25 protein-coding genes are annotated in these 20,169 nt (G+C 60.0%); 7 read left to right on the top strand and 18 right to left on the bottom strand.

Annotated elements, in window-relative coordinates; all coding sequences use genetic code 11:
* The 8 genes from V7D81_RS15070 to V7D81_RS15035 all read right to left on the bottom strand — a co-directional run.
* Positions 1 to 921 (bottom strand): hypothetical protein (locus tag V7D81_RS15070; protein WP_324317683.1); only part of this gene is annotated, 921 nt, incomplete at its 3' end.
* Positions 921 to 1,583 (bottom strand): TraX family protein, encoded by a 663-nt coding sequence (locus V7D81_RS15065; RefSeq protein WP_324317682.1) that lies wholly within the window; start codon positions 1,581 to 1,583, stop codon positions 921 to 923. The genes V7D81_RS15065 and V7D81_RS15070, both read right to left, overlap by 1 nt.
* A 53-nt stretch (positions 1,584 to 1,636) precedes the next feature.
* Positions 1,637 to 1,966 (bottom strand): hypothetical protein, encoded by a 330-nt coding sequence (locus tag V7D81_RS15060; protein WP_324317680.1) that lies wholly within the window; start codon positions 1,964 to 1,966, stop codon positions 1,637 to 1,639.
* A 144-nt stretch (positions 1,967 to 2,110) separates the two neighbouring features.
* Complete coding sequence (locus V7D81_RS15055; RefSeq protein WP_324317678.1) at positions 2,111 to 2,344, bottom strand: hypothetical protein; 234 nt, start codon at positions 2,342 to 2,344, stop codon at positions 2,111 to 2,113.
* A 60-nt stretch (positions 2,345 to 2,404) separates the two neighbouring features.
* Positions 2,405 to 2,632 (bottom strand): hypothetical protein, encoded by a 228-nt coding sequence (locus V7D81_RS15050; RefSeq protein ID WP_324317676.1) that lies wholly within the window; start codon positions 2,630 to 2,632, stop codon positions 2,405 to 2,407.
* On the bottom strand, positions 2,632 to 2,916 hold the full coding sequence (locus V7D81_RS15045; protein ID WP_324317675.1) for a single-stranded DNA-binding protein: 285 nt from the start codon (positions 2,914 to 2,916) through the stop codon (positions 2,632 to 2,634). Before V7D81_RS15045 ends, V7D81_RS15050 begins: the two co-directional genes overlap by 1 nt.
* Complete coding sequence (locus tag V7D81_RS23290; protein WP_442958354.1) at positions 2,913 to 3,509, bottom strand: rolling circle replication-associated protein; 597 nt, start codon at positions 3,507 to 3,509, stop codon at positions 2,913 to 2,915. Before V7D81_RS23290 ends, V7D81_RS15045 begins: the two co-directional genes overlap by 4 nt.
* 236 nt (positions 3,510 to 3,745) lie before the next feature.
* Positions 3,746 to 3,946 carry a hypothetical protein gene (locus V7D81_RS15035; RefSeq protein WP_324317670.1) on the bottom strand — a complete coding sequence of 67 codons (201 nt, stop codon included), beginning with the start codon at positions 3,944 to 3,946 and terminating at the stop codon, positions 3,746 to 3,748.
* Between the two features lie 454 nt (positions 3,947 to 4,400).
* On the opposite strand from V7D81_RS15035, the gene V7D81_RS15030 reads away from it, so the two are divergent.
* The gene (locus tag V7D81_RS15030) at positions 4,401 to 4,778 is read left to right on the top strand and encodes a helix-turn-helix transcriptional regulator (RefSeq protein ID WP_324317668.1); all 378 of its coding nucleotides are present in this window, start codon (positions 4,401 to 4,403) and stop codon (positions 4,776 to 4,778) included.
* Positions 4,779 to 5,009: 231 nt separating this feature from the next.
* Here V7D81_RS15030 and V7D81_RS15025 read toward each other — a convergent pair whose 3' ends face one another.
* From V7D81_RS15025 to V7D81_RS15010, 4 genes are read right to left on the bottom strand one after another with little or no spacing between them, the layout of a single operon-like run.
* Complete coding sequence (locus V7D81_RS15025; protein WP_324317666.1) at positions 5,010 to 6,269, bottom strand: hypothetical protein; 1,260 nt, start codon at positions 6,267 to 6,269, stop codon at positions 5,010 to 5,012.
* A 59-nt stretch (positions 6,270 to 6,328) separates the two neighbouring features.
* Positions 6,329 to 7,459: a beta family protein gene (locus V7D81_RS15020; protein WP_324317664.1), complete on the bottom strand. Its 1,131-nt coding sequence runs from the start codon at positions 7,457 to 7,459 to the stop codon at positions 6,329 to 6,331.
* A gap of 2 nt (positions 7,460 to 7,461) precedes the next feature.
* The gene (locus tag V7D81_RS15015; RefSeq protein WP_324317662.1) at positions 7,462 to 8,712 is read right to left on the bottom strand and encodes an ImmA/IrrE family metallo-endopeptidase; all 1,251 of its coding nucleotides are present in this window, start codon (positions 8,710 to 8,712) and stop codon (positions 7,462 to 7,464) included.
* Positions 8,672 to 8,968, bottom strand: coding sequence for a type II toxin-antitoxin system HigB family toxin (locus tag V7D81_RS15010; protein ID WP_324317660.1), 297 nt, complete (start codon positions 8,966 to 8,968; stop codon positions 8,672 to 8,674). Before V7D81_RS15010 ends, V7D81_RS15015 begins: the two co-directional genes overlap by 41 nt.
* 157 nt (positions 8,969 to 9,125) lie before the next feature.
* Between V7D81_RS15010 and V7D81_RS15005 the strand changes: the two genes are divergently transcribed.
* The 3 genes from V7D81_RS15005 to V7D81_RS14995 are packed head-to-tail and all read left to right on the top strand — an operon-like array spanning position 9,126 to position 10,444.
* Positions 9,126 to 9,551: a hypothetical protein gene (locus tag V7D81_RS15005; protein WP_324317658.1), complete on the top strand. Its 426-nt coding sequence runs from the start codon at positions 9,126 to 9,128 to the stop codon at positions 9,549 to 9,551.
* 44 nt (positions 9,552 to 9,595) lie between these two features.
* Positions 9,596 to 9,871, top strand: a complete 276-nt coding sequence (locus V7D81_RS15000; RefSeq protein WP_324317656.1) for a hypothetical protein — start codon at positions 9,596 to 9,598, stop codon at positions 9,869 to 9,871.
* A gap of 45 nt (positions 9,872 to 9,916) precedes the next feature.
* Positions 9,917 to 10,444 carry a hypothetical protein gene (locus tag V7D81_RS14995; RefSeq protein ID WP_324317654.1) on the top strand — a complete coding sequence of 176 codons (528 nt, stop codon included), beginning with the start codon at positions 9,917 to 9,919 and terminating at the stop codon, positions 10,442 to 10,444.
* A 922-nt stretch (positions 10,445 to 11,366) separates the two neighbouring features.
* Here V7D81_RS14995 and V7D81_RS14990 read toward each other — a convergent pair.
* The 3 genes from V7D81_RS14990 to V7D81_RS14980 form a co-directional block, all read right to left on the bottom strand.
* Positions 11,367 to 12,008 carry an AAA family ATPase gene (locus V7D81_RS14990; RefSeq protein ID WP_324317652.1) on the bottom strand — a complete coding sequence of 214 codons (642 nt, stop codon included), beginning with the start codon at positions 12,006 to 12,008 and terminating at the stop codon, positions 11,367 to 11,369.
* Complete coding sequence (locus tag V7D81_RS14985; RefSeq protein ID WP_324317650.1) at positions 12,008 to 12,355, bottom strand: hypothetical protein; 348 nt, start codon at positions 12,353 to 12,355, stop codon at positions 12,008 to 12,010. Before V7D81_RS14985 ends, V7D81_RS14990 begins: the two co-directional genes overlap by 1 nt.
* A gap of 314 nt (positions 12,356 to 12,669) precedes the next feature.
* Complete coding sequence (locus V7D81_RS14980; protein ID WP_324317648.1) at positions 12,670 to 13,209, bottom strand: Uma2 family endonuclease; 540 nt, start codon at positions 13,207 to 13,209, stop codon at positions 12,670 to 12,672.
* Between the two features lie 47 nt (positions 13,210 to 13,256).
* Here V7D81_RS14980 and V7D81_RS14975 point away from each other — a divergent pair, with 47 nt between their 5' ends.
* The 3 genes from V7D81_RS14975 to V7D81_RS14965 all read left to right on the top strand — a co-directional run bounded on the left by V7D81_RS14975 (position 13,257) and on the right by V7D81_RS14965 (position 17,141).
* Positions 13,257 to 14,723, top strand: a complete 1,467-nt coding sequence (locus V7D81_RS14975; protein WP_324317646.1) for a cytochrome P450 — start codon at positions 13,257 to 13,259, stop codon at positions 14,721 to 14,723.
* Entirely contained in the window at positions 14,720 to 14,920 is a 201-nt protein-coding gene (locus V7D81_RS14970) for a ferredoxin (RefSeq protein WP_324317644.1), read from the top strand. Before V7D81_RS14975 ends, V7D81_RS14970 begins: the two co-directional genes overlap by 4 nt.
* A 106-nt stretch (positions 14,921 to 15,026) precedes the next feature.
* Complete coding sequence (locus V7D81_RS14965; RefSeq protein WP_324317642.1) at positions 15,027 to 17,141, top strand: TonB-dependent receptor; 2,115 nt, start codon at positions 15,027 to 15,029, stop codon at positions 17,139 to 17,141.
* 62 nt (positions 17,142 to 17,203) lie between these two features.
* Here V7D81_RS14965 and V7D81_RS14960 read toward each other — a convergent pair whose 3' ends face one another.
* From V7D81_RS14960 to V7D81_RS14950, 3 genes are all read right to left on the bottom strand, one after another.
* Positions 17,204 to 19,012 carry a phospholipase D-like domain-containing protein gene (locus V7D81_RS14960; protein ID WP_324317640.1) on the bottom strand — a complete coding sequence of 603 codons (1,809 nt, stop codon included), beginning with the start codon at positions 19,010 to 19,012 and terminating at the stop codon, positions 17,204 to 17,206.
* A gap of 47 nt (positions 19,013 to 19,059) precedes the next feature.
* Complete coding sequence (locus V7D81_RS14955) at positions 19,060 to 19,452, bottom strand: hypothetical protein (RefSeq protein ID WP_324317638.1); 393 nt, start codon at positions 19,450 to 19,452, stop codon at positions 19,060 to 19,062.
* Between the two features lie 85 nt (positions 19,453 to 19,537).
* Positions 19,538 to 20,167, bottom strand: coding sequence for a MarC family protein (locus V7D81_RS14950; RefSeq protein ID WP_324317636.1), 630 nt, complete (start codon positions 20,165 to 20,167; stop codon positions 19,538 to 19,540).
* Positions 20,168 to 20,169: the final 2 nt, after the last annotated feature.

The following is a 20,169-nucleotide window of genomic DNA, read 5'->3' as shown; positions in this document are numbered from 1 at the left end:
GTACGGATTTTCGCCCGTGGTCCCGGGATCGCGCGCCGACCCTGCTACCGTCGTCGAGTTGAAATAGTTGTACGTTGCAGCCGCACCGGTCGAACTCGTCTGATCAAGCGTCTCATCTGGTGTTGCCGGCTGTCCGGCCGTGCCGTTGTCCGGTGCCGGCGGCGTGCCCGCCGACTGACTGCAGATGCGTGCGCCGCTCGACAAGACCTTACACTCCCCCGGCTTCACCGCGTCGATACACGCAAACTCGCCATTGACAAACCCGCAATTCTTACCAGCGGGAGAATCACTGGATTTACAAAACTCAACCTCTGCACCCTCAGCACACTGCTCACCGGAATCACCCGGCTCGACCGGAGGATCAATACCCGAATCACACTGCTCCGTCGTGTGCGTCACGGAGAACACGCAAGACAAACCGATGCAGATGCCCGCACCACGTTTCATCTTGCAGTGAGTGATCGGATTGCACGCATTCGATGGCACGCTGGAAGCCACAACGGATGTTGATTCCGTGGTGTTCTCACATTCTTCAATTGGAGGTTCGGTACAGTTCGGACCAACGGCAAAGTAACCCGCGGTCGTGTTGCGATTGAACGGACCGAACGAACCGGACATCGACGTTCCGCTTATAACGCAATTATCGCCCGACAGAGTCGCCGAGCTATAAACAAAAGAATGATCACTAGGCCACGCCAACGGCGCACGAACCGCCCAGCCCGCTGGCCCGACCGCGGCGCAGTGTGCCGCTTTCGCCGCTGTAGTCGGCACACCGTCGCTATAGCCCAGCTCAGATTCCCACTGCGTCACCCCCGACACCACGAAGCGCCAGCCGAATTGATACCAATTGCAGGTCTGCGCGTACACCGGCGCGCTACACACGAAGAGCAACAGCACGGCGACCAGCCGCGAGCGCAGCATCACGACAACACCCGAAGAAACGCCAACAGCGGCCACTGCCCGACATACGACCAATAGAACGCCCCCGACACTCGCGGCACTCCGTCAGCCACACGCGACACCGCCCAGGCAATCGGCAATGCCGCCAACGGAGCAATCGCCGCTTGCGACGCGCAAACACAAGCGAGCGAGATCGCGAGCCACCAGCGGCCGCGATGATCTGCGTACGCCATCGCCGCAGCGACGGCGAACGCGCCGAAGATTCCGAACTCAGCAAAGCCCGACAGCGCGCACGACACGGCAGCGATCAGCAGTGACCACCAGCCACCGCGCAGCGCGCAGAGATACACAACGCACCCGGCGGCCAGCGTGAAAAGCACGTTCAGCGGCATCGCCGGCAACACGAACGCACGAGCGGCCGCCGCGATGACCGTCCAAACAAGCAGACGCTGAATCACGCGCTGCGGGCGGGCGGTCTGCCAGCTCCCCGCCAGGCCGAACGCGAGCGAAAGCGCAAAGAGCGGAAAGACGCTGCGGCCGATCAAAAAGACCCAGAACGGAAAGACATCGAGCACGTACCGATAGACGTGCTCGATCAGCATCGCGCCGAGCGCGAACCACTTCACCGCCTCGATTCCCGTGACGGGAATCAGCGCACTGTTACCAATCGTGGAAGCACGCATACGCGGTCAGTCCTCCGAAAAAGAACATAGTCCAGTAGTACAGCTCGAACACGTTAGGCCCCTCGCATCCGGTCGTACTCTTCTTCGCTCTCCGCATTCATGCCGGGATATGCCTCTGCCATGTATTGATCGTATGCATACACACCGTCATCCCGTTCCGCTTCGCCGCCCGTACCGCACTCCGAACACGAATGCGCACCATGAATGCACGGCTCAGAATCAAACCCATCTTCCGAGTAATTCGCCTCATCCGTACCGAGCGCCGAAAGCACCGTACGCGCGCCAACCCTCACAACGAGCGCAACGGCGATGATTGCCGCAATCGACACGACGGCTTGCGCCGCCGCCTCAAAATCAACCGCCGACAAAATCGCTTCGTACATGGCAGCACCTGCACCGAATCCACGCAGGGGCTGCACCCCTGCACCCGCAACTAAGATTTTTTCGCCTCGCCGGCTTGGCTCAGAGGCGAAACCCTGTTTCGCCAAAGAAGAAGGCGGGACCACGAGCGTCCCGCCTTCTATCGGTCAGCGACCGATCATGCCGAGCACCATGCGCGCGCCCTTCTTGGCGACGAGCGCAACGGCGATCAGCGCCGCGATGGCGACAACCGCCGTGGCGACTTCTTCAAAGTCCACCGCGGAGGTGATGCCGTCATACGTGCCCGCCGGTGTCGCGAACGACAGCACCGGCAGCGCGAGGCCCACACCGGCGAAAGCCAGCTTGGAGCCATAACGACGAGCCTGATTGAGATACTTCACAGCAGCTCTCCAGTTCATCCAGCGACCTCGCGCGCTGTATCGCGTGCCTTGCGGCTCCCATCACTTGAGCATCTTCAGCACGGTTTTCGCGCCGTAGCCGATTGCCCAACCGGTGCCGACGAGAATGAACCCGGCGGCGAACGCACCCGACAGCATCAACGGATCGAGCGCGTCGATTGAAAAGGCAGGCGATACTGTCCAGGCGAGCGGCGCCCCGCCCATGTCCTGACACAGCGCTGCGCCGCTGGTGTCAGTGACGATCTCGCCCGGACAGGTCGCCTGAGACATCAGCCCACCTTACGAGCCGCACCGACCGTATCCGCGACGCACGACACCAGCTGCAGCGCGCCCAGCTGCAGATCGCCGTACTGAGACACCGTGAACGACTCCGACCCGACCATGTAGGTACCGACGTTGTACGGTTTGCCCTGATTCACGCGCAGCCTGATCCGACGCGTCTCGCCGTTCGACAGTGTCACCCACCCGACCTGACGCTCTGACGTGAACGACCCGTTTTTCCCATTCACCTGCACCCGCTCAACGGACGCATCCTTCACTTCGACCTTAATCATGTTCCTACCCTCACTGTTGACAACACAAAGCCGTATGCGCCGGCCCCACCATCACGTCTCATTCGAGACCAAAACCACGCATGGCCTGTTTCCACAGCACCAAGCGAACACAACTGTCGTTGGCACTCAGCAACAAGGCTGCCAATTCCTGACCAGTAACGGATGTGCCACCGCGCAACTCGATTCGGATGCAATCCACGGGAAGCAGCAAATACCCGTTTGCACAAACCGCGTGCGGCAGCGCCTTTGCCAACGTACTTAGCAATGTACTTGGCAATTGTTCGAGCTCCCCGACGACTACACCCAACGGAGAAGTCTTTGAGATCAACATTGCCGGGTGTGTCTGATCCGCTTTCATCGCCTACCCCTCCGAGCGCTCGAAACCACAGACGGCGCACCGTCCCGGCCCAATAGAAGCCGTGTACCGCGACGTGCATATGCCACGTCTCCCCGTCCGCGTGCAGCTCAGGCACCGCGACGTATTTCCATCGGTCATCGCCAAAGCGCTTTTTCATCAAGCGCGAGAATCTTGCGAACGCAGCCCAAACATCCTCAGCCGACGAGAACTTGCCGCGCTTGGTCAACGTGATCATGTGATCAGCGTTCAATTGCTGGCACCTGTCGTGACAAGTACGCCGCGAGCGGCGCACATTCGTCTCCGATCTTTCGCCACCCTCCGCGAGCGTCTCGCGCTCTCTGCGCGGGACAGATGGCGAGCCTTCGCAGGTCATCACCTCCGATAAGGCCATCGACGATTTCGCCTGTCTGCGACACGCGGACGAGATGCACGCACGCAGCTCTATCGCACCGGACGCAAATTCCTTGGTCGTTACGTTCCATACGTCAGACCCAAACGAATGACCGGAATACAGCGCCCCGTCGTTAAGTGATCCTTCTTCAAGACTAAGGGCCGCTTCGCGGCCCCCATCCGAGCGGACCGAACGAACAACATCGCGAGCAGCGGCTTCAGCACCGGCACGACGGCCGGCAGCGAGCCCAGCATCAACGAGGCCTGAAGCGTGCTCGCCATACCTCACTCCGCCTGTCTCCGCAGTAGCGAAGGCAACAAAGATTCTTGTTCGGAGAAAGAAGCATGAGGACGGGAACGCCCTTCGCCGTTCCCCCCCAGGGCCCCCCCCTCAAGGAATCGCCACTCCGGGGCTACGCCCCATCGCGCTTCACTCAGAACGAGTGCACGTAACGCCTCATAGCGATCCCACGCCCGTAAAAACTCGCGCTGCGCATCCGCCAGCTCTTGCAATCGCCGATCACTGACCGGGATACCCGGCAGGGTCTGTTGATCGCAAAAAAAAGGCCTCTCCAGACTTACGGAGAGGCCTTCAGGGAGGACTTCAGACACAGCACTGATCGCCATGGGGCGCGACCTTGTGTTAAGACCCACCTACATGTCAAGCGTCGCCTACATCTGTTCGAGCAGCCTACCCCCATGTAGGCTGCACTTGACAAACGTGGAGAACCTTGGAATGCACACGCTAGCCGGCCTTTTCGACATCGCTCGAAAGCACAGCGGAATTCCTTCCGACAACAAGCTAGCGGAGGCTTTGGACGTCGCCCGCGCGCAAATCAGCCAATGGCGTCACGGCACGCACGCCATGAGCGGCGAGCACGCAACGCGACTGGCCGAACTGACGGGACTCTCAGAGGAATACGTCCTGATCTGCATTCTGAACGCCGAAGCGAAGCGCACGGACGAGGAGAGGCGCGTGCTGCGACAGATCGCAGGCAAGATAAAGCGCACGGCAGCGATGCTGGCGGTAGGAACAGCAGCAATCCTAGGGCTTTCACATTCTCCGACTACAAACGCCGCGCCCCCGGCAGTGCACGATGTTTGTATATTATGACAAATTTAGATACATATATATGCCGCTTAGGACTGGGTGTCGGTCCAATGAAAATTCCAGTAACCCTCCCCGAAATTCCGGTAACGCTAACCAAGGCCGCTCAAACACTTGATCGCGCGATTCTAGGTCGTCCGGGACCGGACCGATGTCCGCTGTGAATTGGTATGTCCGACGACGAAGAGCACGATTTGCGCGGCCCGATCAGGACGGGCATGACTCGAAGCAACGTTGCTAACTGCGTCTGAGTTCAGGTGATCGCGACGCGTACCATCTGATGCACTGCTCGGCAGCGATTTTCGCACAAGCTACCAATCGGTCGACTTGGTCGGGTGGACACTCCTTCCCAGTAATCTTGTAATTGGCCTTCGCATGCGCGAGCTGATTTCTGGACGCAGACAGCGCAGCCGCCAACTCGCTAAGCGCATTTCGGCGGTCATCCGCGCTGCTCTTTGGCGTCACCGCTGCGAGCAGTCGAAGGTATCGCGGTGCGTGTGAAGCCATCGGTAGTACATCGCAACAACGCTCGACAGAGAGCTTCAGTGCTTCCGCATCCCGCGTCAGTACGCGATTTTCTTCAAACAACGTCAAAAGCCCATCGAGATAGTCGGCGTTAGGGTTGAGCGCATCGCGGGATAGCAGCCTTTTGCGAAGGTCCTCGTACTGCTTCTCACGGACTACAGTGGCCGAGACATATTCGATGCATTTGACGTAGCTCAGTAGAGTCGCATCCCGATTCATTGCGCCATGTCCGCGATTGAATTCCTGTAGTAGTACGTGCATTCCATGTCCTACGAGCAGAGGCCGCAAACCTGCGGCTCTCGCGGCGAGCGCGTCGATTTCCTCATCCTCTGGATACTCGGCCTCTTCGCTTGGTCTCGGCGCTTCGAAGTACTCAAGGCCGAGACTTGTTTCCAGTTCAAACAGATAGGACTGGATTATGGCCATCGCGGCATCTTGGTCTGCACCCTGCGGATGGATCGCCTCAATAAATATGTCATCCGGCATTAGCGGAGGATGGTACTTGTCGTAGAAGTTATCCTTCAGCACTACGGCCGCGCCGTAGTGAGGTGATGCGCCTCGCAGCCCCACGCGCACCGATACACCAGGCAGCTCAGCGATGGTCGCTGCGCCCAGCTCTCCGCGCTCCGTCGCCTTCTCAGCAAAGGCGATGGAGCGCAGATCCCACGACATCACTCTCAAAACGGTTCGGGTGCGAGAGTGAAACGTAAGCCCGTCGAATGAAGTCTTCGGGTCGGTGACCTCATTGCTCAACTCAATGAACTCGCCAATCGAAAGCGATGCATCGGTGTCACAGTACGGAAAGCCGACTACTACTTCCGACGAATCCGTGACGATTGCATCCGCAAATGCATCGAGCGCGAAATCGTGCGCAATTTCCTCACCATCGAGGAGTACTGTCAGGGCATCAGTGAACTTGAGCAGCGTTGCGCGCAGATTGGTTTCCACCTCCGGGGGATCAAACGTCAACATTACCTTCCTGCCTGAGTGCTTGGGGAGAGCCAACGAGCGCCGCGATCTTCCGAGATGGTTTACTTGAAGAGGAATGTCTGCAGCCAAGGATCGGTGGGCACCGTCTCCGTTTCCTCAAGTCGTTTGGCTCGCAGCAGAATGTTCTGGGCGGTGCGGGCGGTGGTCTCAATATGAGTGTTGGTGTCGCGCGCTACCCAAGTAGTGGCGTTGCCTAAGCCACCCGCGCCAACCGTGCAGTCGCGGATGGAATGTGTCCCCCAGCAGTCTGCAACTTCATTCAACTCTGAAGCCTGCATGACTTCCCGAGCCAGTTCGAAGTAATCTTCCGGTCGCCCCTTGAAAAGAACATGCATTGTGGGTGTGGAAAGACGAACCTTGCTTGGGGCTATCACCGGCCCTACTGGATCAGTCTCACGCGAAAACACGACGCCATAGTCACCCAATGCCGTGGTCTGCAAGCTGCGGTTGTGAACAAGTGACCTCCATATCGACCCTTCCAGCCGAACTATCCGAACAGGGGCTCCACCAATTGTTCTGGGTGATTTTTCCGGGAAGCTCGATAGGCATGCGACGATTCTGCGGAAGGAACGTCCGTCGAGGGCTCCGACCGCCTCGCTGAATATTTCTACGAGGGTATCCAGTGCTCTCTCGTCCTCCGGCATTCCATCTAGGCTCTTGCCGTCCAGGATAAGATCCGTTTGCAGGTCTGGCACTTCGATATGCGACTGCACGGTTGCAATGGCACTCAACAGGTCTTGCGGGTCCCGGAAATCGTCGTACGAAACCCGAATCGCGACACCTCGACGGTCAGTCTGGGCCACTTTGCGAATTGGTCCAAGATAGTCGACTCCGGGACCGCGATCTGCGGGAGGTCCGGTGACAGGAACAGCTGGCAGATGCAGTTGCCTGGCCGTTCGAAATAGGAACTCAACAGGCGATCCAGCGACGACTTCCGCCTGAGGTGGAAAGAGAGAGAAGTCGAAGTAGATTGGATTGGCAGTGCCCCAACCTTCCGACACCTTCACTGCGATGTCGGTCAGCCGCTCCTGAAGTTGCGTGGCAGTTTCAGTGTCCACCCAGGAGATGTCGAGAATAGGCTGTGAGTTCGCCTTTGCGAACGGTGACAAGCGCCCCAATGCCTCAATTTCGCCTGGCTTCGCCCTAAGAATTGGCACATACACCGCCGCCATACTTAGCTCCACTTTATCTCTGGGAACTGTGACCGCACTTGCCCATATCCAACCATCTTGGAGAAGAGCTTGTAGTTGCGCCGCTCGAATCGAATGCGTCCGGCAACAATCGCTGGATGAATCTGATTCTGGGCAGCGACGGACTCAATGTTTTTTTGGGACGGACTGAGATGAGCTCTGCTTCTACGCCATTCGGCGCGAGGAATCAGAATCTCGGCAGCAACCTCATTGGCCTCTTTCTCCATCGGATCGTTCCTCGCTTCCCCCTTCTCTATGTTTTCGTCCGCAATCGCCCTGTTGCTGTTTGGATCCAGATGCTTCCACGCGTGAACGAGTTCGTGCATCAGCGTGAACCAGAAGTTGTCGAGCCGGTCTTCTCGCAGCGTGAGCCCGATCACCGGCGCTCCGTTCTTCCCTAGCATTGCTGCCCCATCAAGCCGGGTGGGCGGTAGGTGCGGCTCTACAACCAACGCAATTCCGCGCTCAGCCAAAAAGTCCATAGCGAGTCTCGGCCCGCGATCCATCCAGCTCAATTTGGCAATGTACGCGAGCGTGTACTCATTCAGGCAAGTGCGATCAAAACGACCGAGAAGATAGGATCGCGCATCAGCGATTTCACGGACACGTGCGATCCACAGCTGAACACGAGTACGGTTGGTTCGAGCGTTGGCCCCAAAGACGACCGTGTGCTTAAGCAGGACTGGGCTGCCGGCCGGAGCAAGAAAGCGCTTGATAAGGTCTGATGCAGACGCGCCCGCCTCGATCCATCCCCGGCTCTTGACCAGGTCCAGCGGTACTTCGTCATCAGAGTATTCGGACGAATCGAGCACCTGCTCCGGCTTCTCTCTGATCAACAGCGCCGCTGGAATACCCAGCTTCTCATGCAATGCACGGATCATTGGAAGCGTAAGCGGACGCTTCCGAGCCAATACTTCCGACGCCCGATTCTTACCACCCAAAATATCGGCAATGTCCTTCTGACGCAGGCCCATCTCCTCCATGCGAAACATGATCGCGTCAATGGGATCAGGCGTGCCGATCTCAAAACGCACCCTTTCGTAATCCTCGACCAGTTTGGCCAACAATTCGAGACGAGATGCCTCGGAGGAATTCGCATCAGGATCACTCGCGGCAAGCTTCTCGATCGCATCGAGGTATTCGCGATACTGCGCCTCAGACTTAATGATTCGAACTTCCAATGAACTTCTACCTTCAGCGCGTGCGTTGTCTGTTTCGCCGGTCATACTCAGCATGAGTGCCAATCCAGTTGATCACCACAGTCGCCGAGTTGTACGAGACGGTGACTTCCATCCGATACTCGTTGCCCCGGACGTTAAAGATCACAACGTTTCGCTCGAGAATGCTGGCGCTGGCGTAGTGACGCTTGATGTCGTGCGGAGTGCGCCAAGCTGCGCGTTCCGCATCGGCTAACCAGTTCGCTAACCATCGCCGGGCGTCCGCATGTCCTTCCACGAAGGCATGGAGCCGGCTCCGCCCGACGACTTTCATCAAACAGCCTATGATCTGTGTTGACCCGAACAATAACACTAAGTTCCCACGATGGGAACCCGCGTGATATCTTGTTCCCACCCCCCCGATCAGAAGGGTCGCTCCATCCATACCCGATCTCTGACGAGTACGTAGGCAGCAGGACCGGATCGCGCCAATGCCCCCAGTCAAATTTGTCGCGCTTGATCGACGCTTTGTTCCTGTTCGCACCGAGCGAGGCGGCGAGCCGGATGAGTCGCAGGACTATGCGCGCGAGTTGGCCTTGATCGATGATACGTTGGGCTGGAAGGAGCTCCTTGAACGGCGTCGTGTCGTACTCCTAGCAGAAGGCGGATCTGGTAAGTCCACGGAGCTTGAAGAACAAGCTCGGCAGCGCCGGGCAGATGGTGAGTTTGCGTTCTTCGCGACCATTCAGAACGTTGCCCGCGCGGGACTTGATGCTGCGTTCCACGCACAACAGACAGAACTGCACGCATGGCGCGTTTCGAGCAGGCCGGCATGGTTCTTTTTTGACAGCATTGACGAGGCCAAGTCCGCGCAGGTGCGCTTACGCGACGCCCTTGACGCGATCGCGAGCCAATAGATCCGCCGGACCCGTTCGTCGTGCACCCCGCGCACATGGGCCCGATGGATTTGGAGTGGCTCAAAAGAAACGAAGCTGGATTCCGCGCCTACAACGAGCGCGCCGAAGCTTGGCCATTCAAGCCAGACCTGCCACTGTTGCCCGAGGACGATCACGACATAGAGCACCTGCGTCGGCTGCTAACCGCCGGGCAAGATTCACCGCTGGACTCGGAAATGGATTCACTGCTTGCCAAGATCCGCCGGCGCCTACGCGCCGGGAATGAGGCAGACGGGAGCGCAGTCGATCCTCACCTGCAAAGGGATCCGGATGCGCCGTAAAAAGTTCGTCTCAGAGATGGCCTCGATCGCAGAGCGGCTGGATATATGAACCATCGTAAACGTTTCGTGCCACGCGAATCCCCGCGCTATCGTGCGGTCAAATCCAAAGACCACGGCGACCCCGGGCACTTCTCATGGATCGTATTCGACAGCGCCAAGCCTGGCCCGTTCGTTGAGTTCACCTATATCGCCGACTGCATCAGCGCTGGGGATGCTCGGCTCGTGGCCGATGCGCTCAACTCCTACCGTCCACCTGATGCCACTGAAAGCTACATAGCCTCTCTGAAGGCGGCGATCGCGCGCAAAGAAAGGCGTGGGCAATCCAGAGAGCGGAAGCCCTTTGCAGAACAGGCAGGCTGCGACGATGTTCCCTGGCTCGTCCCTTCTGCCTTCGGAGACTGGTTTGAGATGCTCGGCCGTGCACTTGAGGTAGCTCGCAACCTTGGACGTGAGATCGCGATGTTCGAACACCTCTCTCGGGTGTTTGAGCCACATCCGGGCCCCGCAGTAAAAGCAGCACCCCTGCTGGAGTTCGAACGCCAGCCGACGCAAACGAATCAGCTTCTTCATTAGGGCTCCAATGATTGTGGAGCCCCGTATCACCCAGATGTGGGTATCAGAGGGCGAGCTAGTACGGACACAGTCCGACAGCCGCAAATCAATGCCCGGAAACTAGCCGGCATTTGCCGCCAACGCCTTTTTAGCCGAAAGCGACCTCGCACCGCAATTGCCGATCGATGCCACTCTCATCCCTGCGGAGGCCAGTTACCGGAATTTCCGCCACGGTTTGGACATAACTGCTCCAAAATTGGCTAACCCATTGTTCAAGCAACACTTCCAGGGGGAAACGTCCATCGGTCGCTACACGATTCCAAGTGGCTGATTTTAATGGGACGGCGTTACCGTAATTTCGTTGGCATGACAGCTGCCAATCTGCTCTCGGGCGTGCCATTTGAGTTCCGCGCACTTGTGCGGCTCGCGATTGTGAGGCTCGCCCCAGAACGCCCATGAGTTCACATACGTTGCGCACGCGGCCGCCAAACGGAAACGGTACGGGGCGCAACATCTTTCGCAGACACTCGAACGTGCCGTCGCTCGTCCGCGTGGTCGGCGATCGTCGAGCTCGCACTTGCAGATACGTCAGGCATGCGAGCGTCATGCGTTTACTGATCTCCACGGACCAGGGATGCATGAAGAGGAAATTGCCGAGACGTGTTTCGAAGACCTGCCGATCGCTGGCTTGGTTGCTCACGAATGTCTCATCGGGGGATGCGCGTCGGTCTCCCACCGCGCCGTCTGCCGCAGCACGCTTCGTCGGTGGGTCGGTTTTGCACGACTTCATAGAGTGCGCCCGTCTTCCCGCAGTCCGATAGTGGATCTAGCCACAGCGCCTTTATACCCGCCAGAGATTTCCTCGATATTCAACAGTTAGGACAGCGACATCAATTGCGAGATCCGACAGCAGAAAGCTTCTGCGACGCCCATTTTCTGTCTTCTAGGACTGGATCGCAGCCTCAACCACGGCGATCGCCCATTCAGGGACAGCGCTCAACTGCTCAGCATCCGTTGGATCCGGATGGATAAGCTCACCGCTCACCATTTCCATTACCAATACAGGATCTGGGATCGGCTGCCCTGGTGCGACCTGTGCGCTGTTGTCGAAGACCTGCAGGTGTGCGAGGTGCGGCGAAAGATGGATGAGATTCTTCCGGGAGCTATCCCAGCGCTCGCGGATTTTTGATTCGGGGATGTCATGGCCGCCGCTTGCTACTCGCGCCTTCACGCGCTGCAGATGCAACTCCGGCGAGGCAAGCCCGCAGTACCACATGACGACATCGTGTGTTGCGCTCGCTTTCCTGAGAAGCGCGGGAATCGTGTTGGCCCCGAGCGTCGTTTCAAAGGCGAAGTTCCTGCCTGTGGCGATTGCATCCTCCAGTTGCTCACGCCCGAAGTGCCACGCGACTGCATTTGCCTCCTCGAGGGTCAGGCCATGCTTTGTCATCAATTCGCGTGCATGGCTGTCCGGGTTGAACCAGCTCAACCCATGTTCGTGGAGAAGATTGCCGCCCACCGAACTCTTGCCTGCTCCATTCACTCCTGCGAGTACGAAGATGAATGGGCGGGATGCTTGACTCATCAGAAATTTTCACCGGCGATCGGTTTCTTCCTTGCTCTGCCCTTCGACGCCAGCACGCTGCTCAACCGGTCGCGAGCCTTCGGATCATTGAGCGTTGCCAGTCGCGCTTTGAATTGCTCGGAGAGCTGATCGATCTCCGACTTCTCCCGGGCCTGCAATCGGCTGACGAGATCCAGCAGCGACTGATACGTCCCCGCAGTGAGCAGGACCATCTCGACGGTTGAGTGATTGGTGATGGCAAGGGAGCCTTGCGCCTGCACCTGGCGCACGACGTCTCCCCATTTGTTCTTTATATGAGAGGACTTTTGACTCGGTAGCTCATCAATGGCAGTCAGTGGGGCAACCATGGCGGCAAGTCTCGGGTGAGCGGGTATTGCCTAGGACGATGCCATAGAAGGCTATTGAGGACAATATAGTCATTATGACTTCATTGTCTGGCCGGCAGCCGACGGCTGTCGACTCTGGCGTTACCGAAATTCCGGCCCGCGTCTTACCATAATTAATCATAGCTCATTGAATTTGCAGAAAAAAACTGCCACTCCGTTATGAGGCACGGTGGCTACGCAATCCATTGTTTTGTTCGAGTCGTGTTACCGGAATTTTGTTGGCTCGACAGGATTGCTGCTGCTACTACTTTCTTCTTGCCCCGACTGAAGGATCTTCAGTCGTAGATTTCTTCAATTTGCAGCGCGAGATCGATTGAGCGGAGCTCAAGACGGCCACTTCGATGCACGGCCGGCTTCCAGTCCTCGCTGCGCCGAAACACGGTGACCTCGCGCTCATCCTGAGCAACAAGCACGTACTCTTCCAACGTTTCGATCAGTTGGTACTGAACGGCTTTCTCACGACGATCGATCGCTTCTGTCGTAGGCGACAACACCTCGACGATCAGCTTGGGGCTTTCGAGATAGTACTGGTGTTCCGCAGGCACGCAGCTGACCATCACATCCGGATAATAGAATGAGACGTCCATCCCTCGCTTGATCCGAACCTTGACGTCGCTCATGTACGCCCGGCACGGGCCGCCCCGCAGGTGGGCGGTGAACGCAGTAGCCAAGCGCAGCGCAAGTTCATTGTGGCGAACGCTTCCGCCGATCATCGCGAAGATCTCGCCGGCGACGTACTCGTGACGAACCCGTCCGTCCGCCTCCTGCTCCAGATAGGCTTCGACGCTCAGTACGTGGGAAGGAGTTCGAGCCATTGGATTGATGCTACCTGAACTCTCGCGCCTGAGACCGGCCAAGGCGATTGCGTCCCCTTGCCTGCCCCATCACTCGTGCGGGTACGAAGATGAGGTGTCTCAAAAAAGTCGCACGATGTTTTGGGCCATGTTGCGTGCCTACCTATACTCAGTCTGTGCCCGTTCGGCTTTCAACCCGCGTGAAAGAGGCCAATGTGAACGACAAGCAGCAAGAGTTCGAGAAGTACGATTTCTTCCGCAGCGACCGGTTCGTGAACGATCCGTACGCATACTTCGACTACCTGAGAGAGCAGTCACCGGTACTGCGCGAACCGCATCAGGGCATCGTCATGGTGACGGGTTACGACGAGGCCCTCGAGATCTACAACGACTCCGATCGCTTTTCGTCCTGCATGTCGACTACCGGACCATTTGCGGGCTGCCCTATTCCGCTGCAGGGACATGAAAACGAGGACATTTCCGGGCTGATCGAAGCGCACCGCGACAAGACGCCCTTCAGCGATCAGCTGCCGACCCTGGATCCGCCGAAACACACCGATCACCGGGCGTTGCTGTTGGCCCTCATCACGCCAAAGCGTCTCAAGGAAAACGAGGAGTTCATGTGGACGTTGGCCGATCAACAGATCGATACGTTCATCGCGCGGGGTGAGTGCGAAATCATGGCCGACTTCGCCCAGCCTTTCGCCGTACTCGTCGTCTCCGATCTGCTGGGCGTGCCAGCCGAGGACCGGATTCAGTTCCGCAAGCGACTCATTCGACAGGAACAGGAGCAAGGCGGCGCCGGCGTCGGCGGCGTGGCGGATCGCGAAGTGCACCACTCGCCGCTGGAATGGCTTTACAGCACCTTCTCTGCGTATATCGAAGATCGCCGGCGCCATCCCCGAGGAGACATTCTCTCCGGACTCGCAAAAGCCACGTTTCCCGACAAGTCCGTGCCCACACCTCTCGATGTCGCACGGATCGCCGCCAACCTGTTCGCCGCCGGGCAGGAGACGACGGTGCGGCTGCTCAGCTATGCCTTCCAGGTCGTCGGCGAACGTCCCGATCTCCAGAAACGCCTTCGCGAAGATCGCAATCTCATCCCCAATTTCGTCGAGGAATGCCTGCGTTTCGAGGGCCCCGTCAAGGGCGACTTCCGATTGGCGAAAAAGCCGACGAAGGTCGGCGGCGTCGACATCCCGGCCGGCACCTTCCTGTACATCGCCAACAGCGCCGCCAACCGCGATGCCCGCAAGTTCGAGAACCCCGGGGAGTTCAGGATCGACCGCGAGAACGCCCGTTTGCACGTCGCCTTCGGCCGCGGCCGTCATACCTGCCCCGGCGCGCCGCTGGCGCGGGCCGAAGCGGTCGTCAGTCTCAACCGCATGTTCGATCGGACCCGCGACATTCACATCTCCGAGAAAGTCCACGGACCGCCCGGCGCACGACGTTACGGCTATCTGCCCACGTTCATCCTGCGCGGATTGACTCACCTCGCTCTGGAGTTCGATCCGGTGTCGGGAGAATCAGAATGAAAGTCCGCGTCGATCCGCAGATCTGCGCCGGCTTCGGAGTCTGCCTGGGGCTCAGCCCCGAAGTCTTCGAGCTACACGAAGACGGCTACGCCATCGTGCGGGTCAGCGAGGTGCCGAAGGAACTCGAGGATGCGGTGCGAACGGCGGTCAGGCAGTGCCCGTCGGGCGCGATTTCCCTCGGCGGCGATTCTCCGTAGTCGCTAAGTCGGCTCGATGTTCCGCCCTCGCCCGTCGTATGCGGAGCCTGCGGTCACCCGTCGCGACTTGTATGATGTCGCCGTCCCCACATCGGAATCGTGACCCGTGCGCATCAGGATCTTCATGCGTGGCGCTTCGTTGCTCGGCGCCTGCGTTTCGACGTCGTTTGCCATCGCGTCAGACAATGCGGCGCGATATCTCGAAGAGATCGTCGTGACCGCCACGAAGCGCACCGTCGACGTGCAGCAGCTTCCCCTCGCCGTCTCCGTCGTGACGGCCGACAGCCTCCGCGCGATGCGGATGACGACCATCGACCCGCTGGCGCAGCAGGTCCCGAATCTGGTGGTTTCCGCCGCGGGGAACACGACGCCGTGGGTATTCATGCGCGGCGTCGGCACCAACGACATCAACGCGAACAGCGTGGGCGCCGTCGGCATCTACCAGGACGAGGTGTACATGAACGGCACCGCGACCCAGCTGCAGCAGATGTTCGATCTGGATCGCGTCGAAGTGCCGAAAGGTCCGCAGGGCACGCTCTATGGCCGCAACACCACCGGCGGCGTGATCAGCCTGGTGTCGATGAAGCCGCAAGCGGTCGACAGTGCGAGCGGACGCGTCAGCTACGGCCGGTACGGACAGTTCGACATCGAGGCCGTCGGCAACGCGGCCATCACTGACGCGATGGCGGCACGACTCGCCTTCGTGCGGCGTTCGCGCGAGCCGATCTTCGACAACACCCACGGCACCGGCGATGGCAGCGACATCGACAACTGGGCGGCCCGCGGCGCATTGCGCTACCGGCGCGGCGATCAGGACTGGCTGTTGAGCGTCTACGGCTCGTCTGTCGACGCCAAGGCCACGGAGTTCGACAAATCGCTGATTGCGCAGCATCCGCAGCGCGCCGACGTCGGTACGCCGCGTTCGGAACCGCTGAGCTGGCCCGGACACGAGAAGGTGGACATTCTGGGCAGCACGCTGAACGGCACCCTCGACTTCGACAAAGTTGCGCTGACATCCATCAGCGCCGTGGTGAACAGCCGTCGCGACACGCGGGCCGACATCGATTCGTCGGCGCCCGACTGGCTCGACCAGACGCGCCGCAACGAGGCCACCCAGCTCAGCCAGGAATTCCGGCTGGCATCGCGCACCGACGGTCCGCTGGAATGGGTCGCGGGCGCCTATTTCTTCCGCGAAGATCTCGATGCCACCGTGCTGCTCAAAGCCAGCCAGGCGCTGGGTGTGCCCTCGCTCACGTTCGTGTCCGACACCGAGTATTCGCAGCACGACAGCAGCGCGGCAGCGTTCGGCGATGCGACGTGGCAGACGACCGAGCGACTGTCGCTGTTCCTCGGCGGCCGTTACACGTACGAAGAGAAGGACTTCCGAACGTCGCAGCAGGGCTACTTCAATGCGCCGCTGACCAGCAGTCACCAACGCGAGAGCTGGACGCGGCCGTCCGGCTCCGCGGGTTTCAGTTACACGCTCTCACCGCAGGTGATGGGCTATGGCCGCTACAGCCACGGATTCCGTGCCGGCGGTTTCAATGCGGGCGGCGGCGTGGACGATCCCGCATTCGGCCCGGAGTACGTCGACATGATCGAGGCGGGCGTGAAGAGCACGTTCGCCGATGGGCGCGCACGACTCAACGCGGCGCTGTTCTTCGCCGAATATCGCGACATGCAGGTCTATGCGCTGGTATCGAGTCCTGCCGGCCCGACGACGCAGTACCTGACCAACGCCGCCCGCGCGAGTATCGAAGGCATCGAGATGGATCTGAGCTGGCGTCCCCTCACCCGCCTGCAGATCGACCTGTCGGCGGCCTGGCTCGATGCGCAGTTCGACCGCTATGTCGACAGCTCGAACATCGACCGCGGCGGCAATCGTCTGACGGGCGCACCGGAAACGTCGTGGAGCGCGATCGTGCGCTATGACCAGCCGCTGGCTCGCGGCGCGAAACTCGCAGTAAGCGCCGATGCGAACTATCGCGACGGCTTCTATTTCGATGCCGCCAACACTGCGCGATTCGCGGCGGATGCGCGACATCTCGTCGGCGCACGACTCGCATACGTCAGCGCCGACGAACGATTCAGCGTGGCGCTGTGGGGACGCAATCTGACCGACGAACTCTATTTCGTGCGTGCGACCAGCTTTCTCAACATGGATTCCATCGTCGTCGGCGATCCGCGAACGTATGGGGTCGAGATCGGCGTGAAGCTCTGACGTCCGCGACTTCTTTCGACATCAGGTTCTGTCATCGCGAAACGAACCGCGCGCCCGGGGCTTCAGAAGAACCACATCAGCCCCGTGGCCTTGACGATCTTGTAGAGTCCCCGCTGGTGCCGGGTCGTGTAGCCCTTCATCCCGCCGTGATCCATGGTCTTGCGGCGCAGCTCCAGCCATTCCGGCGTGCCCCATAGATACGACCGCGATTTCAGCCGCTCGAATTCCGCGTTCAGGTCACGATGCAGCGCGTCGCTCTGGAAATAGAACCCGAACTCGTTGTTGAACACGCGCGAGCGGTAGTCGAAGTTGTGGGTGCCGACGAAGCCCGCGCCGTCGACCATGATGAACTTGGCGTGCAGCTTGCCGTAGGACTCGGCGCCGCCGAGTTCGGCCGCGTCGCTGCGCCCGATCTGCCAGATGCGGATGCGCGAATCCATGATCGCCGCGCGCCAGCGTTCGCTGGCGACCAGGTCGGGATTGAACTCTCCCTTCTTCAGGCTCTCGCGCCATTGCGCGGCGAGATCCGGCGGCAATAGCAGGCGCGGCGCCGTGTCCATGTCGATCACTGCCTGTGCCGTGAAGTTGTCGCTCGACAACGCCGAGTTGGTGATGATCTCGACGACGCTTTCCGGATATTCGTCCAGCAGCTTCTTGAGTTCGACCGCGTCGTCGTAGCTGCCCGTGCCCTCCTTCTCGTCGCTCTTCTTGTAGTCGGCGAGGAACAGGTAGGGCGACACGAGTTTCAGGCCCTTCGGCGGCGCTTTCTCGATCGCCAGCTTGGCGACGCGCTGGATCGAATTGATGTTCTCGTTGATGTTCTCGCCGGCACGGCTGACGGCGCCGGAGTTGGTGAGATTGCCCAGTTCGTGCGCCAGCCGCACCTTGGCCTCGCGGAAGCCGCTGTCCAGAAAGGCCGGCATGGCCTGCAGGTGCGGAGCCACCATCGGCAGCGCGGTGACGAATGCCAGACGTTCCTGCATCTGCGCTCGCTGCTTCGCCAGTCCGCCGCGCGCGCCCGCACCCGTTTTCGGCGGTTTCATGAAGCGGTTGCCGGGATTCAGCCACAGCAGCGTGTAGTAATAAGTGGAGACGCTGCCCACCGTCGTTTCGGTGCCGGCGTCCACTGGCGGACGCAGCAGGATCTCCATGTCCTGATAGGCGGTGGGATCGGTGGTGCCATCGTCGTTGATGCCATAGTAGGACACGGACAGGTTGCGGCCGCCGGTCAGCACGACGGCGCGCGCCGGATCCTGGCCGTCGATCACCAGCAGCTTGTCATGCGAGCGCCGGTTGACGCGCCCGAAAATGTTCGAGACCGGATTGACGATCACGACCTGGATCCGCGCCTTGTGCGCCGTGGGTTGCCCTTCTTCATCGAGCAGGAAGCCGGCCTCGTCCGCACAGGTCTGCAGCGCATCGAGTTCGGAATGCGTCGGATGGATCGAACCTGCCGAGTCGATCATCAGCCGCACATCGACGCCGCGCTTCACCGCGTCGCAGAGCGCACCAAGGAAGGCATAGCCTGCAGTATCGCGTTTGAAAATGTAGTAGACGGCGTCGACCGAATAGCGCGCGTGCGCAACGAGCCAGAGCTTGAGCGCCAGCGAATTGACGGAGTCCTCGAACGCCGGACCGATGATTTTCGCGTGCGTGTCGCTGATCGGCACCTGGATCGACTCGCCCACCGCGCCCGGATCGAACGGCACCTGCTCCGGCGGATACCAGGTGCGTTCGTCGTAGATGCGGCCGGTGAAGTCGTTGTGGAAGACCGAGGCCGGAAGCGTGGCGCTTTTCTGGGGCGTGCTGTTGCATGCAGCGACGAGAAACGCTGCGAAGCACAGTCCGCCGCGAAGGAAGGCTGCTTTCATGGATATTCTCTGGTCCGCCCTGCTCGGCCCTCCGTCACGGCTTCCTCTCACTCGCGTTCCAGCTCGACCGTCAGGCCGGTGACCGATGAACTCACCAGCGTCAATTCGAAGTTCGGCGTGTCACCCTGCCGCTTGATCAGCACATCCTCGCCGTCGTCGACCTCGACATGGTAGCCCTTGCCCAATGTCGTCTTCAGCGAGGCGCTGAGCAGGCTCGCCGCGCGATTCTCGGATGTCTTGGCTGGAATCTTCGTTTCCACCTCGATCGGCGTGCCGCCGACGGGCGAGATCCGCAGCACGATGGCGCCATCGGTCTGCGCCGAATGATCCAGTTCGATACGCCACTTGTTGGAGGGCTCTGCGTGAGTGGCCACGGCGAATGCGCTGATGGCCAGCGAGGCCGCGAGGGTGGTTGCTTTGCGGAAGTACGTCTTGCTCATGGGTCTCTCCTGCTCTGGGTTACGACTCGATTCATCGTTCAACGGATTGCGCAGGCCAGAAAGCGCCATCGCACGACCATGGAGGTCATGACACGGGAAGCAGGTGCATGGACCTGAGCGCGTCGAACAGCATCTTGAGCGCGAGCGACACCTGCAGCACGCCCAGCACCGCGCCGAGAATGGCGAGCCCGGTGCCGCCGCGGCGCATGATGGGTCGCGCGAACCACATGACGATCCAGTTGATGAGCATCATGACCGCGAACAGGGCGACGATCGCCACATCCTTCGCGTGATCGGGATTGATGACCAGCAGCAGGATGAGGATCGCGATGCCGTGCGGTGTGACGATCGTCGGAAAGGCCAGCGGATTGAGCGCCGCGTTGCGGGGTGCTGCTGTCGATGTCGCTGCGTCTCCGACAGGTTCGTATTGCGACAGCACTCCGCGCAACGCGACGAGCAGCAGGATGACGCCGGCGCTGAAATGCAGTACCTGGGACGAGATTGCCCACGAACCCAGCGTGTTGACGCCCACCACGGCCGCCACCACGCCGACGATGAAGGCAAACCCGATCGCCTTGCTGGCGAGCCTGCGTGCCTCGGCCTCCGCCATGGCGTTCGTCAGGGCCGCGAACGGTGCCACGATCTTCACGGGGCCCAGCATGACCATGAACGCCGTGAAGGTCATGCTCAGGCTGAGTCCGGTTTGCGTTTCCACGG

The organism is Povalibacter sp., from assembly GCF_036735925.1.
GTDB lineage: Bacteria > Pseudomonadota > Gammaproteobacteria > Steroidobacterales > Steroidobacteraceae > Steroidobacter.
The sequence above is the reverse complement of the archived record's forward strand: the minus strand, read 5'-3'. Positions and strand labels throughout refer to the sequence as shown.

Excerpts from the sequence above, each read along its gene's own strand:
- V7D81_RS15015 (WP_324317662.1), bottom strand. The coding sequence starts at position 8,712 with ATGCTGAGTATGACCGGCGAAACAGACAACGCACGCGCTGAAGGTAGA.
- V7D81_RS15020 (WP_324317664.1), bottom strand. The coding sequence starts at position 7,459 with ATGGCGGCGGTGTATGTGCCAATTCTTAGGGCGAAGCCAGGCGAAATT.
- V7D81_RS14970 (WP_324317644.1), top strand. The coding sequence starts at position 14,720 with ATGAAAGTCCGCGTCGATCCGCAGATCTGCGCCGGCTTCGGAGTCTGC.
- V7D81_RS14980 (WP_324317648.1), bottom strand. The coding sequence starts at position 13,209 with ATGGCTCGAACTCCTTCCCACGTACTGAGCGTCGAAGCCTATCTGGAG.
- V7D81_RS14990 (WP_324317652.1), bottom strand. The coding sequence starts at position 12,008 with ATGAGTCAAGCATCCCGCCCATTCATCTTCGTACTCGCAGGAGTGAAT.
- V7D81_RS15025 (WP_324317666.1), bottom strand. The coding sequence starts at position 6,269 with ATGTTGACGTTTGATCCCCCGGAGGTGGAAACCAATCTGCGCGCAACG.
- V7D81_RS15010 (WP_324317660.1), bottom strand. The coding sequence starts at position 8,968 with ATGAAAGTCGTCGGGCGGAGCCGGCTCCATGCCTTCGTGGAAGGACAT.
- V7D81_RS15030 (WP_324317668.1), top strand. The coding sequence starts at position 4,401 with ATGCACACGCTAGCCGGCCTTTTCGACATCGCTCGAAAGCACAGCGGA.
- V7D81_RS14960 (WP_324317640.1), bottom strand. The coding sequence starts at position 19,012 with ATGAAAGCAGCCTTCCTTCGCGGCGGACTGTGCTTCGCAGCGTTTCTC.
- V7D81_RS23290 (WP_442958354.1), bottom strand. The coding sequence starts at position 3,509 with ATGATCACGTTGACCAAGCGCGGCAAGTTCTCGTCGGCTGAGGATGTT.
- V7D81_RS14955 (WP_324317638.1), bottom strand. The coding sequence starts at position 19,452 with ATGAGCAAGACGTACTTCCGCAAAGCAACCACCCTCGCGGCCTCGCTG.
- V7D81_RS14985 (WP_324317650.1), bottom strand. The coding sequence starts at position 12,355 with ATGGTTGCCCCACTGACTGCCATTGATGAGCTACCGAGTCAAAAGTCC.
- V7D81_RS15060 (WP_324317680.1), bottom strand. The coding sequence starts at position 1,966 with ATGTACGAAGCGATTTTGTCGGCGGTTGATTTTGAGGCGGCGGCGCAA.
- V7D81_RS15050 (WP_324317676.1), bottom strand. The coding sequence starts at position 2,632 with ATGTCTCAGGCGACCTGTCCGGGCGAGATCGTCACTGACACCAGCGGC.
- V7D81_RS14995 (WP_324317654.1), top strand. The coding sequence starts at position 9,917 with ATGAACCATCGTAAACGTTTCGTGCCACGCGAATCCCCGCGCTATCGT.
- V7D81_RS15065 (WP_324317682.1), bottom strand. The coding sequence starts at position 1,583 with ATGCGTGCTTCCACGATTGGTAACAGTGCGCTGATTCCCGTCACGGGA.
- V7D81_RS15045 (WP_324317675.1), bottom strand. The coding sequence starts at position 2,916 with ATGATTAAGGTCGAAGTGAAGGATGCGTCCGTTGAGCGGGTGCAGGTG.
- V7D81_RS15000 (WP_324317656.1), top strand. The coding sequence starts at position 9,596 with ATGGATTTGGAGTGGCTCAAAAGAAACGAAGCTGGATTCCGCGCCTAC.
- V7D81_RS15035 (WP_324317670.1), bottom strand. The coding sequence starts at position 3,946 with ATGGCGAGCACGCTTCAGGCCTCGTTGATGCTGGGCTCGCTGCCGGCC.
- V7D81_RS15005 (WP_324317658.1), top strand. The coding sequence starts at position 9,126 with ATGCCCCCAGTCAAATTTGTCGCGCTTGATCGACGCTTTGTTCCTGTT.